Source organism: Citrobacter sp. RHB25-C09, from assembly GCF_013836145.1.
Taxonomy (GTDB): domain Bacteria; phylum Pseudomonadota; class Gammaproteobacteria; order Enterobacterales; family Enterobacteriaceae; genus Citrobacter_A.
This window is the reverse complement of the sequence record NZ_CP057483.1, coordinates 1,026,231-1,039,725: the sequence shown is the minus strand read 5'-3', so window position 1 is coordinate 1,039,725 and position 13,495 is coordinate 1,026,231. Positions and strand designations below refer to the sequence as shown.

Here is a 13,495-nt window from a genome sequence, read left to right as displayed (position 1 = left end):
CATGGTTTTGCATGTGTTTTCCCGCCCCGATACTCCCGACCTGCGCCAGTCGCGGCGCGACCTGAGCCCACCTTTGCACCTGCATTAAAAGCGGCCTCTTAAGCGGGCAGGCGTGGCGGGGAGAGCATTGCGCGCCAGCAGTAAAGTATTTATTTAACGGCTTGTGAGCATCGCAGTGCCGCGCGGGTTCGTAGGAGTATGGTAGCTGGTACGATTCTATCTAATGATGCAACAAGTTTCTGAGGCGGTCGGAGGGAGACCAAAAAAAGATACTCGGAGGTTTAGGTAAATAAACAATTTCGGTGTTGGTAGTATTGCCTCTATAGCAGCTAAGCTCCTGCCATACATCTGCCTGATGTATTCGAACCGGTAGCAGCCTGCAATCAACAACGCTTTTGCATGACCCCCCCCACGAAACGGGCAAACGTAGCGGGAGAGCAGTGCGCACTAAGTCTGGCTATTTATATTATTTGATAAAGCATTACACATTAAGCAATGTAGACTAGATGCTTATTACTTAACTGCATATCAAAACAAAAAAACAACTCCTGAAGTTATTTAATGTTGCGAGCTATGACATGGTTTTCTTTATGCTTTTGATGTATACGTTATCTTTTCACTCAATAAGGGATTAATGTTTCAAATGGCAAGAACGAAAAAATTAACTTATGGGGCTGTGAACATTACTATGCATCCTCACTCTCCAGAAAAGTATGTAGAGCTATTCAGGATGGCTAGAAAAAATTCGGATAATATTAATTTAAGAGGCGATTCTTATGCAACTTTATCGTTTTTTTATCCTTATAAAAAAGGACAATCAGCAAATGAACCTTTCGAAGGTGAGGTATTAAAATTTACAGACATTGATGTTGAGGGAGATTGGTTCAACATTGTAAAAAAAGACGTAGCTTCTGATGAGGAAAAAGGCAGAATTGTAATACCAGAAAATTTAAAACCTAATGTAGCTCGATTCTCTTTTGTATTTTTACCTGCAAGTCATCTTTTAGTTTATGAAATGCAGGATAAAAGTCGAAACCTTACACCAAGACAGATGTCATCATTTATAACAGGTATATTCTCCAACGAAAAAATAATCAAGAAATTTGGTAAAATTAATGTCACTATATTAACTGAACCAGAAAGCGTTCAGCGAATGCTTGCCCTTAAGGGTATTACATGTATAAACATGGTGACTCGGCGTCCAAACCCCGATGATCTTGCATCTGCGGAAAGTATAATGCAAAAAAGATTCAAACGTATTGGGGTTATTGAAGAAGATAAGACATATAAATCTGAGAGAGGCCAAGAAATTAAACCGGATGTCGAATTAAAACAAGATGCTCTAATTGCATCTAGAAATGGTGAAGTAAGCATCCGTAGAGTTAATGAATTTGGGTTAGTAGAAGTTCATGCCTCAAGTGACGCCCCGCTTCAGCGCGTTGAGCCTTACGACCCAGATGTAACATCAGTTACAGACTTATTATTATTGAGAGCAAGATCATTAGCAGGCGAATTTAAGAGGCTACTGACAAGGTAATGAGTAAAAAGAAAGAATCAACCAGTGCATTAGCCAGATACTGGAAGATATATGGTGGAGCTGGGGCTATATTTAAAAGCTGCTATTTTTGGTCTGCTTTACTTATGACTGTGATTCTTTACCCATCTTGGTCTCATAAAGGATGGTGGGATGATATTTTATCATTGATGCCAAACCTACTTGGATTTTCGTTAGGTGGTTTTGCTATGTGGATAGCAATTGGTGATGAGGCATTTAAAAAAATAATAACTGGTGATGAGATAAATGAGAAAGGAGAAGTGGAAAGCTCTCCGTATATGTCAGTAAATGCAACTTTTGTACATTTTATATTATTACAGTTGTTAACCATAATTACTGCGCTTATTACAAAAGCATATAGTTCAATTCTTATTGATAATGCATTTATGTATTATTATATTGGGATTAGTTATAAGTACATCTTGTTGGGTTTTAGCTTTTTTGCCTACTTTATATTTATATACTCTGTTTTCTCTGCATTAGCTGCTGTCTTGGCTATTTTCAGAGTTTCAAGCTGGTATGATAAATTTATGACACTACGAAATATACAGGAGGAATCTAAGAAAAAAAACGGCGATACTATCACAGAGAAATCTAGCTAAATAGAAAGATAAGGAAACCAAATATAAATCCAATTAAAAATTAAAGGCAATTGGGGGGAATACCCCCCAGAATTACTTTACTATAGCGCACCATCTAATTAAAATAAATTATTCCCTTACTCCAAATTGCTGCAGAAATGCTGTTTTTGATAGTTTCTTTCCAGTTTCCACTGCATCTGAAATCACACCTAAAAAGGCATGTTCATCAGCCGGAGTATTAGCATCTAATAGACCATTAGCTAAAGTTAGAATGGTTTCTTTATTTTCCTGAGAAGTTCCTCCATAGTTTGCGTATTTATATGCAAATCTTAATAAACCACATTTTTCTATTGTTTTTCTACCTTTATCTGTTCGTGGTATATAATAACCCGCAACCTCAATTACTTTAATATGCTCATCATAATCGTCAAAATGAGGATGGACAATAATGTAATCCCCACTTCTAATAGGAAGTGTTCTCCTGTTGTTATTCTCTAATACAGTCTTATCCCTTTTTTCATTATTACAATCCTTGCATGAAACACATAAATTTAAAGGCTCAAAAACAAAGCCTGGGTGACTACTTTTAGGTATTATATGTTCGGCATCCCAAGCTCCATTATGATCAACCTCAATCCTTTGTTTACAATAAGGACATGTGTAATCCTGAGCAATAATATAATAGTCTTTAATTGATTTTTTTATTCTACAAATGTTACGCTCTTCCGAATCCCATATTCTTCCATCTTTATTATCGTTAGGCAGCGCATTATAATCTCTATATGTTTCAAGATCCTCACCTTCATACACAATGCAATTCAGAGGCATTACGATATCTCCGCAATTACTTTACGAGCCAATTCAATCAACTTAAATACAGGATCATCTTTATCAATATTATCCCTCAAAGAGATAATTTTTATTATTTCTGCACAGCCTTTATCTTCATAGTATTCTTGCGGAGACGTGAGAAATGTTATTAGCTCCCTTGTTAAATATTCATTTTTATAACCAGGAGCTAGAAATAGGTTGGCTAATTGGAAGTCTGAAGATCTTTTCACATACTCAGAAGCACTTACTAGTTCATCATTTTTAATGGTGTAAATATATGATCTATAGGCATCAAGCTTAGATACTATTTGCGGAGAATGAGTAGCAATGATAAAAAGACATGAATTATATCTCTCAAAAATCCTCATCAGAAGTGATATATATCTCTCTTGCCACTCAGGATGGAGACTGATCTCAGGCTCATCTATAAGAATTAAAGAGTTATCAGTGATATTTGTAGCAATGCCTAGCATCGATAATAGAATACATTGTTCCCCTGAACTTGCAAGCCTCAACGACATCCAACCAAACTCTTTTTTTTCTATTCTAAAGTCAATTAACTTTATGAGATCATGATCAAGTAATGTTAAAAGCTTGCTATTAAGATTATCAATGAAAACATCTTTAGTTTTTATGTAACCTTCACTACCAATCTTCAATCTAACTTTGAAGTTTTTATTGCTATCAACTAAGTACGTTAATAAGTCTATAGCTTTATTAATGTTATAAAGTTCATTGTCAGAAAAATGCAAGTCTTTTCCAAAAAATCCATTATGATGATAATGATGGATATCTGGACCATTTTTATCATCTGAGTAATTTTGCTTTTGAAATATTTTCTGATTAACTTTAAAAACATATTCAACTTCAGAAGAAGCACCTAAAAAAGACAGAATTCGTTCTACATAAATACCATTAAATTTATTTTGATTCAATAACCCCAATGATGCCGAACCGATCAAAGACAATATAGAGTTACCTGTCGCACCTCCTTTCACACCGACATAGCTGTAATCTATACCACTAAACTTTTTCCTTATCGGAAATTTATCAAAGGGGCTCGTAGATACAGCTATGACATTGGTATAGTTGTTATCTTTGGCATACCCTATTATATCAACGAGCAACCTACTTTTCCCTTCTCCATTTTGACCAAGAATTACAACTGAAGTGTTATAATGAGCTTGTTTAACCCTTCCTAGAAAATACCTAGCATTAATTTCTTTTTCAAAAATCATCAAATATCCCCATCTGTCACATAGTCACTATAACATTGCATCATATGGCGTCTTTTCTCTAAATATTGAGCATGATTGTAAGTCCCACGTATACTATTTTTATCAACATGAGCTAATTGAATTTCTATACATGGTGAATCAAAACCTTCTTCATGTAAAATCGTTGATAGCATATGTCTAAACCCATGTCCCGTAACTTTTCCCCCAAACCCAATTCGCTTGATAACCTGATTTATACTCGCCTCACTCATAGGCTTATTCGGATCGTTCCGCCCCGGAAAAACATAACGATAGTTCCCTGTCATTATCTTGAGTTCATTGAGTAAATCTAACGCTTGAGTCGACAAAGGTACAAGGTGTGACCTGCGCATTTTCATCCTTTCAGCAGGAATTTCCCAAATAGCGTTATCTAGATCAAATTCCGACCACAGTGCAGCACGTAATTCGATGGTTCTTACGCCTGTAATCATCAGTAATTTAGTAGCAATCTGGACAAGCCTGCTCCCTGTATAACTGTCTAAAGCACGCAGAAAATCAGGTATCTCATCAGCTTTTAGGAACGGGAAATGACTGGATTGATGTACTTCGAGGGCGCTAGAGAGATCCGCAGCAGGATTATACTCAGCTCTTCCGGTAGCTATGGCATAGCGAAAAACTTCTGAACAACGTTGCCGCACTTTACGCATTTTCTCTAACGCGCCACGTTTCTCAATTTTGCGCAGCACATTCAGCAGTTCTAGCGGTTTTATTTCGCCAATTGGTCTTGCCCCGACATAAGGGAAAATGTCGTTCTTAAACGCTTCCATGATGTCTGAAGCATATCCCGCTGACCATTTAGCAGATTTAAGTTGATGCCACTCTTTGGCTATCTTTTCGAAGGCGTTCTCTGACTCTGTTTGCAGAGCCAGCTTTTGCTCTTTTCGAACCTCACTAGGGTTCTTTCCTTCTGCAACAAGTTTTCGAGCTTCATCACGACGGGAACGAGCATCGGCAAGGGTGATCGTTGGGTAAACGCCAAGCGAGATCATCTTGGGTTTACCGGCAAAACGATAGCGGAACCGCCAGCTCTTGCTTCCATTAGGTTCTATAAGCAATGACAAGCCTTGCCCATCCCCAAGCGTATAGGGTTTATCTTCAGGCTTAGCGCGGCGAATCTGCATATCGTTTAAAGGCATGTGTATAGGAATCCATGACCGAACAGGAACATATACACAATCCTATACACATTCTGTATCGGATTCTACTGGATGGTTACGGACAATGATGGACTAAAAAGCAGTAAAATCGTTATAAATCAGGGTGTTTATGGATGAATACGGACGTTTGAGGAAGTTGAGATGGTGCCGATAATAGGAGTCGAACCTACGACCTTCGCATTACGAATGCGCTGCTCTACCAACTGAGCTATATCGGCCCTGAAAGGACACGTCCACGAGCGTGAACACGGGGTAGAAGGTTAAAACTAACCGAGTGGTGCGTCAATAGCCTTGCGAATCAAATGGCTGATTTTGCACCACTCGATTTCAATTAAGCACGAATGGTATCGTCACCAAAGCCGATCCACTTGTAGGTAGTTAGTGCTTCCAGCCCCATCGGGCCGCGCGCGTGCAGTTTTTGCGTGCTGACGGCGACTTCCGCTCCCAGACCAAACTGTCCACCGTCGGTAAAACGGGTGGAAGCATTCACGTACACGGCAGAAGAATCAACTTCATTCACGAAACGGTTGGCGTTGCTGAGCGTGCGCGTCAGGATAGCGTCAGAATGCTGGGTGCCGTGTTCGCGAATGTGCGCGATAGCGCCATCCATATTTTCGACCACCACAACGTTCAGATCCAGAGACAGAAACTCGTTATCCAGCTCTTCCGGTTTCAGCGGTACCAGTTTGACAGGTCCATGCAGTACCTGCATCACGGTTTCGTCACCGTGCAGCGTAACACCGCTTTCCGCCATCTTTTGGCTTAATGCAGGCAGGAAACGCTCAGCAATATCCTGATGCACCAGCAGCGTCTCCACCGTGTTACAGGTGCTCGGACGCTGTGTTTTTGCATTGACGATAATGTTTAATGCCGGCGCGATCTCAGCACTGTCGTCAACATAGATATGGCAAACGCCAATCCCGCCGGTGATCACCGGAATCGTCGACTGCTCACGGCACAGTTTATGTAAACCAGCGCCGCCGCGCGGGATGAGCATGTCGATATATTTATCCATGCGCAGCATCTCGCTCACCAGCGCACGATCGGGACTGTCGATCGCCTGAACGGCGGCTTCCGGTAAACCGCTGGCTTTCAGCGCCTGTTGAATAACGCGCACCGTTGCTGCGTTAGTGCGGTACGTCTCTTTACCGCCACGCAGAATCGCTGCATTGCCTGTTTTCAGGCACAGGGAGGCAACGTCTACGGTCACATTTGGACGCGCTTCATAAATCACGCCAATGACCCCAAGCGGTACGCGACGACGCTCCAGACGCAGCCCGCTGTCCAGCAGACCGCCATCAATCACCTGCCCTACCGGGTCAGCCAGATTACAGACCTGACGCACGTCGTCAGCCATTGCTTTCAAACGCGCAGGGGTTAACGCCAGGCGATCCAACAGTGCGTCACTTAAGCCGTTTTTACGCGCTTCTTCGACGTCAAGCGCATTCGCACTCAGGATAGCATCGGTTTGCGCTTCCAGTTCGTCAGCAATTTTTTCCAGCACGCGGTTCTTTTCGCGGCTGGAAAGCAGCGCCAATTTGTAAGACGCGGCTTTGGCAGCAATGCCCATTTGTTCCAGCATCTCTCTGCTCCTTAACGAATAATCATGTCATCGCGATGAACGGCAACCGGACCATATTCGTAGCCCAGAATCGCGTCAATCTGCTGTGAGTGGTGCCCGGCAATACGGCGCAGGGCGTCGCTGTTATAGCGCGTCACGCCGTGAGCAATATCGCGCCCCTCAAGGTTACAGATGCGGATCACTTCACCACGTGAGAAATTGCCTGTCACGGTTTTTATCCCTTTTGGCAATAAAGAGCTACCACGTTCAAGAATGGCCGCCGTGGCACCTTCGTCGACGGTGATTTCACCCGCAGGAGGCGCACCGAAGATCCAGCGTTTGCGATTCTCAAGCGGTGACGCCTGAGCGTGGAAGCGAGTCCCCACGGAGAGGCCCTCCATCACGTCGCCAATGACGCCCGGTTTGCTGCCTGCTGCAATAATGGTGTCGATTCCGGCGCGGCAGGCTACGTCAGCCGCCTGCAATTTGGTACCCATTCCCCCCGTCCCCAGGCCAGAGACGCTGTCACCTGCAATAGCGCGTAGTGCGTCGTCTATCCCATGAACGTCTTTAATCAGCTCGGCCTGTGGATTAGTGCGAGGATCGGCAGTGAATAGCCCCTGCTGATCGGTCAACAGCAGCAGCTTATCAGCCCCCGCCAGGATCGCCGCCAGCGCGGAGAGATTGTCGTTATCGCCCACTTTAATCTCAGCGGTGGCGACCGCGTCGTTCTCGTTGATAACCGGTACGATGTTGTTGTCCAGCAGCGCGCGCAGCGTGTCACGCGCGTTGAGGAAACGCTCTCTGTCTTCCATATCTGCACGTGTCAGCAGCATCTGCCCGACGTGAATACCGTAGATTGAAAACAGCTGTTCCCACAGTTGAATCAGTCGACTCTGCCCTACCGCCGCCAGCAGCTGTTTGCTCGCAATGGTCGCCGGAAGCTCCGGGTAACCTAAATGCTCGCGCCCGGCCGCAATCGCGCCAGACGTTACAATAACAATACGATGCCCTGCGGCATGAAGCTGTGCGCACTGACGAACGAGTTCTACGATGTGGGCACGGTTCAGGCGGCGCGATCCGCCCGTTAGCACACTGGTGCCAAGTTTTACCACCAGCGTCTGGCTGTCACTCATGATTCTCTGCCGTTCAATATAGAAAAAATATTATCAAACGAACGTTTTAGCAGGACTGGTCCCGGTTGCCAATAAGCAGCGCACAAAGCGTGGGATTTTGTTGCGCAGGATCAGACAGCGTAGCGTCAATTTTTGACGTTTTTATTACCACCATACAAAAACCAGGATTTTTAAAATAATTCTTACTTTGTCATATAACGTTCACAACAGAACGTTAAAAACCTTCCTGTCTTTAAACGGGGATCATACCCAGTAATTTTAGCGCGTACTTTAAATCAGGAATGAAAATGAAAAAGAGCACTCTGGCATTAGTGGTGATGGGGATTGTTGCATCGGCATCCGTGCAGGCAGCTGAAGTGTTTAACAAAGACGGCAACAAGCTGGATTTGTACGGTAAAGTCAAAGCGATGCACTATTTCAGCGATGATGAGGGCAAAGACGGCGACCAGACGTATGTCCGTCTGGGCTTTAAAGGTGAAACCCAGATTAACGATCGGTTGACAGGCTATGGCCGCTGGGAAGAGGAATTCGCAGGCAACAAACCGGAAAGCGACAGCAGCCAGAAAACACGACTGGCATTCGCAGGGCTTAAATTCGGTGAGTTTGGCTCGTTTGATTACGGTCGTAACCTCGGGGCGCTGTACGATGTAGCCGCCTGGACCGATATGTTCCCGGAGTTCGGCGGTGATGGTCTGGCGCAAACGGATAACTTCATGACCAAACGCGCCAGCGGTCTGGCGACATACCGCAACACCGACTTCTTCGGCGTGATCGATGGTCTGAACCTGACGTTGCAGTATCAGGGCAAAAACGAAAACCGTGACGTGAAAAAACAAAACGGCGACGGCTTTGGGACTTCACTGAGCTACGATTTTGGCGGTAGCGATTTCTCCATTATTGGTGCATACGCGAACTCCGATCGTACCGACGAGCAGAATCTGCAGGCGCGTGGTCATGGTGATAATGCCGAAGGATGGGCATCAGGTCTGAAATACGATGGCAATAATATCTATCTGGCGACCATTTATTCTGAAACCCGCAATATGGCACCGATTTCCGGTGGTTTTGCCAATAAAGCGCAGAACTTTGAAGCCGTGGCGCAATATCAGTTTGACTTCGGCCTGCGCCCGTCAGTGGGTTATGTTCAGTCCAAAGGCAAAGATATTGAAGGGGTGGGTGATGAAGATATCGTGAAATATATCGATGTCGGTGCGACTTACTACTTCAATAAAAATATGTCAGCGTTTGTGGATTATAAAATCAACCAGATTGATGACGACAATCAGCTGGGCGTCAGCAGCGACGACATCGTTGCGCTGGGTATGACCTATCAGTTCTGATTAAGTAAGCATGCCGGGTGGCGCTGCGCTTACCCGGCAAACTTAACTTATGCGCTTAACTTCACCGGTTCATCAGTAAAATCGTCAGCGGGCTCCAGCGACAGCTGCAATGAACTCAAGAGCACACGCAATTTCTCATGAAACTCGCGCAGGGTGTATTCCAGACGATCGATCACTTCCTGATCTTTGATATTTGTCGTCTGCCAGTTTCCGTCTTTATTAAACAGACCGAACTTGTAGCTGTAGGTAAAGCGTTTTTCTTCTGCTTCAAGTTCCATCCACCAGCCCCAGAATTCACGCAACTCAGGCGCGGGCTTCACGTTGACGCAAACTGCCAGGCAATCGAAAAAGAATCGTGTATCTTCACACTTGCCTTCCCGAATATATGGGCCAAGTGCGGTGAATTTCTTGATCAATCTGCTCTTCGGGTGTCCACTCGGTAACGTCATTGCGATCTCCTGTTGTGAAGCAACTGTTTTACCAAAAAAGTAGAATTTAGCAAATTTTTAACACAATCTCTTTTCTATCCATTGGGTGATTTCCTGTAACGCCTTGTCAAAATTGCGGTACACCGGGTTAAACGGAATCTCCATTAATTTACCGTCGGAAGATGAAGAAGTGATTAAACGAGACTCCTCTTCCGGACTGAACGGATCGTTCTTCCAGAAGCCCGAGAGCATTGGCGTCGGGCAGCGTCTGCCCAGCAGTCCCTGCACCTTCAGCGAGTAGCGATTAAGCTCCACGCGCAGCGCTTCGTCAGAGGCGTCATGCATCCCTAAACGACTCGCAAGAACGTCAAGATACATTTCCGGTACCCCCGCCTGACGTTGCGGATCGCTCAGCAACGCATGGACAACCGGGCCAAGACAAGCCACCGCTTTCAGGCGTGGCGATTCGAGATAAGCAAGACGTACCGCAACGTTCGCACCAAAGCGAAAACCAAACGCCGCCACGCGAGTGTGGTCCACCCAAGGCACATTGGGCAGCGACTTCAGCACGTGCTGGTGCAGCAGGCTGGAATCCTGAGAGAGCTTCCATTTTGAGGAGAAGCCTACCGAAGGCATATCCAGCGTCAGCATGGCGATCCCCCGGGGTGCAAAATAGCGCTCATACAAGGAATAGTAATCGGTTTGCATCGAATCCAGACCGCCACACATCAGCACCGTCGGAAACGGGCCGTCGCCTTTTGGCATATGTAAAAAGCCGGTCACGGGCGCGCCGCCTGGCACGGTGAATTCCATTTCGCTCAAGGTGCCGGGCAGTCGCTGCGCGGCCTCTTCATAAGCGCGATTCGATAATGCCTGCGCCTGCTCCGCCAGTTCGTCGCCTTTCAGATGCGGATAGGCGGCAATATTGTACAAACTGGACGCATGAAGCCAGTAACGACCGCTGCGCTCGGGGTCCGTTTCCTGACACGCTTTCTGCTGCCACTCCATCGCTTGCTTCGCCCATTCGTAGATCCAGTTTCCGCCACGGTAACCCACCACCGTGTCGTAGAGATCATCGTCCGTACGTTCAGCATTGCTCATGACAATTCGCGCCTGCACATCGAGGATTTCACGCGGATCGACGCCGCGCCAGATCCACATCAGGCGGTTAATCATGCGATACCAGTGAGGAATATTTTTACCGTCCAGGGCCGATTGCACAGGACGTTGCGTTCCGGCGTTGAAGCGACGGACCAGCGTGGACGTCTCGGGATGTTTAAAGCGGGGTTTGAACAGGATTTCGCTGAGGTTCGCCTGTGACATTCGTGCAGCCTCCAAAAATACTTACTGAGGCACATTGTAACCTGTCATGGGCGAAATAAAACAACGCCCGGCAGTGCCAGGCGTCGAAAGTGCAGGGATTAGCGGCCGGAAATCGGCGGAACAAAGGTCACGCCCATGTCCCAGGGTTGCTCAATCCAGGTGTCCTGCGGAATATCAATGACATAGTCATCAACCAGCGGGCGACCCGCCGGTTTGGCGAAAATGGTAACAAAGTGCGCTTTCGGATACATTTCGCGGATAGCCACTGCGGTACCGCCGGTATCAACCAGGTCATCAATAACGATGAAGCCTTCACCGTCGCCTTCTGCGCGCTTCAGTACTTTCAGTTCGCGCTGGTTGTCGTGATCGTAGCTGGAAATGCAAACGGTATCGACATGACGAATACCCAGTTCACGCGCCAGCAGCGCACCCGGTACCAGACCGCCACGGCTAACGGCGATAATGCCTTTCCACTGTTCTGAAGGCATCAGGCGACTTGCCAGCTTGCGTGCGTGAATCTGCAACATGTCCCAGGTGACGACGTATTTTTCGCTCATGTGAAGTGTCCCAGCCTGTTTATCTACGGCTTAAAAAGTGTTCGAGGGGGAAATAGGTTGCGCGAGATTATAGAGATCTGACGCGGCAAAAACCAGTGTTTCACCGAATCCGTCCCTCTTTTTACGTGCTTTATACTAGCAGTCGGCCTGGAAAGTGATATTCTCAACCTCATCTCGCAAGCCTGACTTGTGATAATTATTAACCTGCTAACCCTGTGACCTGCAAGATTGTTTGCTGAGTACTGACCAGGAGAATTAACGTGTCTGAACTATCTCAATTATCACCACAGCCGCTGTGGGATATTTTTGCCAAAATCTGTTCTATTCCTCATCCGTCCTACCATGAAGAACAACTCGCTGAGCATATTATCGGCTGGGCGACTGAGAAAGGTTTCCACGTTGAGCGCGACCAGGTGGGTAATATCCTGATTCGCAAACCGGCAACCGCCGGAATGGAAAACCGCAAGCCGGTCGTACTCCAGGCGCACCTTGATATGGTACCGCAGAAAAACAACGACACGGTTCACGACTTCACTAAAGATCCCATCCAGCCTTTCATTGACGGTGAATGGGTGAAAGCGCGCGGTACAACGCTGGGTGCGGATAACGGCATCGGTATGGCCTCCGCGCTGGCGGTTCTGGTAGATGACAGCGTTGCTCACGGGCCGCTGGAAGTCCTGCTGACCATGACAGAAGAAGCCGGTATGGATGGCGCGTTCGGCCTGCAGCCGAACTGGTTACAGGCAGATATTTTAATCAACACCGACTCCGAAGAAGAAGGTGAGATTTATATGGGCTGTGCGGGAGGGATCGACTTCACCTCTAACCTGCCGCTGACCCGTGAAGCCATTCCTGCGGGCTTCCAGAGCTTTAAGTTGACCCTGAAAGGTCTGAAAGGCGGCCATTCCGGCGGTGAAATTCACGTCGGCCTGGGTAATGCCAACAAACTGCTGGTGCGTTTCCTGGCAGGACATGCCGAAGAACTGGATCTGCGTCTGGTCGATTTCAACGGCGGTACGCTGCGTAACGCCATCCCGCGTGAAGCGTTTGCTACCGTTGCAGTCGCCGCTGATAAAGCCGATGCGCTGAAAGCGCTGGTGAATACTTATCAGGACATCCTGAAAAACGAACTGGCCGAGAAAGAGAAGAATCTGCTCGTATCGCTGGAAAGCACCACTAACGATAAAGCCGCGCTGACTGCACAGTCTCGTGACAGCTTTATCCGCCTGCTGAACGCAACGCCTAACGGCGTGATCCGCAATTCCGACGTTGCTAAAGGCGTGGTGGAAACTTCTCTGAACGTGGGCGTGGTGACCATGACTGACGACAACGTCGAAATCCACTGCCTGATCCGTTCTCTGATCGACAGCGGTAAAGACTATGTGGTCAGCATGCTGGATTCACTGGGTAAACTGGCTGGTGCAAAAACTGAAGCCAAAGGCGGATATCCTGGATGGCAGCCGGATGCGAACTCGCCGGTTATGCACCTGGTGCGTGAAACCTATCAGCGCCTGTTCAACAAGACGCCGAACATTCAGATTATCCACGCGGGTCTGGAATGCGGTCTGTTCAAAAAACCGTATCCGGATATGGATATGGTTTCCATTGGGCCAACCATTACCGGTCCGCACTCGCCGGATGAGCAGGTTCACATTGAAAGCGTAGGTCATTACTGGACGCTGCTGACGGAACTGCTGAAAGCCATTCCGGCGAAGTAAAATAAATTGCCGGATGGCGCTACGCTTATCC

The 13,495-nt window shown here is 46.6% G+C and carries 12 protein-coding genes and 1 tRNA gene; 4 read left to right on the top strand and 9 right to left on the bottom strand.

Features of this window, described 5'->3' with window-relative positions; genetic code table 11:
* Positions 1–643: 643 nt before the first annotated feature.
* Together HVY19_RS04885 and HVY19_RS04880 are read left to right on the top strand one after the other, a co-directional pair.
* A complete protein-coding gene (locus HVY19_RS04885) occupies positions 644–1,537 on the top strand; it encodes a DUF4747 family protein (protein ID WP_137379240.1) in 894 nt (297 codons plus the stop codon).
* A complete protein-coding gene (locus HVY19_RS04880; RefSeq protein WP_137379241.1) occupies positions 1,537–2,157 on the top strand; it encodes a hypothetical protein in 621 nt (206 codons plus the stop codon). Before HVY19_RS04885 ends, HVY19_RS04880 begins: the two co-directional genes overlap by 1 nt.
* A 108-nt stretch (positions 2,158–2,265) precedes the next feature.
* On the opposite strand, the gene HVY19_RS04875 is transcribed toward HVY19_RS04880, so the two are convergent.
* The 6 genes from HVY19_RS04875 to proB all read right to left on the bottom strand — a co-directional run bounded on the left by HVY19_RS04875 (position 2,266) and on the right by proB (position 8,098).
* Positions 2,266–2,964 carry an HNH endonuclease gene (locus HVY19_RS04875; protein WP_137379242.1) on the bottom strand — a complete coding sequence of 233 codons (699 nt, stop codon included), beginning with the start codon at positions 2,962–2,964 and terminating at the stop codon, positions 2,266–2,268.
* On the bottom strand, positions 2,964–4,205 hold the full coding sequence (locus HVY19_RS04870; protein ID WP_137379243.1) for an AAA family ATPase: 1,242 nt from the start codon (positions 4,203–4,205) through the stop codon (positions 2,964–2,966). Before HVY19_RS04870 ends, HVY19_RS04875 begins: the two co-directional genes overlap by 1 nt.
* A complete protein-coding gene (locus tag HVY19_RS04865) occupies positions 4,205–5,380 on the bottom strand; it encodes an integrase arm-type DNA-binding domain-containing protein (RefSeq protein ID WP_181683241.1) in 1,176 nt (391 codons plus the stop codon). Before HVY19_RS04865 ends, HVY19_RS04870 begins: the two co-directional genes overlap by 1 nt.
* Positions 5,381–5,543: 163 nt before the next feature.
* A tRNA-Thr gene (locus HVY19_RS04860) sits at positions 5,544–5,619 on the bottom strand.
* 113 nt (positions 5,620–5,732) lie between these two features.
* Positions 5,733–6,983: a glutamate-5-semialdehyde dehydrogenase gene (gene proA, locus HVY19_RS04855; protein ID WP_181683240.1), complete on the bottom strand. Its 1,251-nt coding sequence runs from the start codon at positions 6,981–6,983 to the stop codon at positions 5,733–5,735.
* An 11-nt stretch (positions 6,984–6,994) separates the two neighbouring features.
* Complete coding sequence (gene proB / locus HVY19_RS04850; protein WP_181683239.1) at positions 6,995–8,098, bottom strand: glutamate 5-kinase; 1,104 nt, start codon at positions 8,096–8,098, stop codon at positions 6,995–6,997.
* 287 nt (positions 8,099–8,385) lie between these two features.
* Between proB and phoE the strand changes: the two genes are divergently transcribed.
* Positions 8,386–9,438 (top strand): phosphoporin PhoE, encoded by a 1,053-nt coding sequence (gene phoE, locus HVY19_RS04845; RefSeq protein WP_181683238.1) that lies wholly within the window; start codon positions 8,386–8,388, stop codon positions 9,436–9,438.
* 47 nt (positions 9,439–9,485) lie between these two features.
* Here the strand turns inward: phoE and crl are convergent, their stop codons facing one another.
* The 3 genes from crl to gpt all read right to left on the bottom strand — a co-directional run bounded on the left by crl (position 9,486) and on the right by gpt (position 11,746).
* Positions 9,486–9,887: a sigma factor-binding protein Crl gene (crl, locus tag HVY19_RS04840; RefSeq protein WP_181683237.1), complete on the bottom strand. Its 402-nt coding sequence runs from the start codon at positions 9,885–9,887 to the stop codon at positions 9,486–9,488.
* Positions 9,888–9,944: 57 nt separating this feature from the next.
* Positions 9,945–11,189, bottom strand: a complete 1,245-nt coding sequence (gene frsA, locus HVY19_RS04835) for an esterase FrsA (RefSeq protein ID WP_181683236.1) — start codon at positions 11,187–11,189, stop codon at positions 9,945–9,947.
* Between the two features lie 98 nt (positions 11,190–11,287).
* A complete protein-coding gene (gene gpt / locus HVY19_RS04830) occupies positions 11,288–11,746 on the bottom strand; it encodes a xanthine phosphoribosyltransferase (RefSeq protein ID WP_181683235.1) in 459 nt (152 codons plus the stop codon).
* A 260-nt stretch (positions 11,747–12,006) separates the two neighbouring features.
* Here gpt and pepD point away from each other — a divergent pair, with 260 nt between their 5' ends.
* Positions 12,007–13,464 (top strand): cytosol nonspecific dipeptidase, encoded by a 1,458-nt coding sequence (gene pepD, locus HVY19_RS04825; protein WP_181683234.1) that lies wholly within the window; start codon positions 12,007–12,009, stop codon positions 13,462–13,464.
* Positions 13,465–13,495: the final 31 nt, after the last annotated feature.

What these genes read in the sequence shown, in the direction of transcription:
- proA (WP_181683240.1), bottom strand. Translation starts at nt 6,983, where the DNA reads ATGCTGGAACAAATGGGCATTGCTGCCAAAGCCGCGTCTTACAAATTG.
- HVY19_RS04885 (WP_137379240.1), top strand. Translation starts at nt 644, where the DNA reads ATGGCAAGAACGAAAAAATTAACTTATGGGGCTGTGAACATTACTATG.
- HVY19_RS04870 (WP_137379243.1), bottom strand. Translation starts at nt 4,205, where the DNA reads ATGATTTTTGAAAAAGAAATTAATGCTAGGTATTTTCTAGGAAGGGTT.
- crl (WP_181683237.1), bottom strand. Translation starts at nt 9,887, where the DNA reads ATGACGTTACCGAGTGGACACCCGAAGAGCAGATTGATCAAGAAATTC.
- phoE (WP_181683238.1), top strand. Translation starts at nt 8,386, where the DNA reads ATGAAAAAGAGCACTCTGGCATTAGTGGTGATGGGGATTGTTGCATCG.
- proB (WP_181683239.1), bottom strand. Translation starts at nt 8,098, where the DNA reads ATGAGTGACAGCCAGACGCTGGTGGTAAAACTTGGCACCAGTGTGCTA.
- HVY19_RS04875 (WP_137379242.1), bottom strand. Translation starts at nt 2,964, where the DNA reads ATGCCTCTGAATTGCATTGTGTATGAAGGTGAGGATCTTGAAACATAT.
- HVY19_RS04880 (WP_137379241.1), top strand. Translation starts at nt 1,537, where the DNA reads ATGAGTAAAAAGAAAGAATCAACCAGTGCATTAGCCAGATACTGGAAG.
- gpt (WP_181683235.1), bottom strand. Translation starts at nt 11,746, where the DNA reads ATGAGCGAAAAATACGTCGTCACCTGGGACATGTTGCAGATTCACGCA.
- HVY19_RS04865 (WP_181683241.1), bottom strand. Translation starts at nt 5,380, where the DNA reads ATGCCTTTAAACGATATGCAGATTCGCCGCGCTAAGCCTGAAGATAAA.
- frsA (WP_181683236.1), bottom strand. Translation starts at nt 11,189, where the DNA reads ATGTCACAGGCGAACCTCAGCGAAATCCTGTTCAAACCCCGCTTTAAA.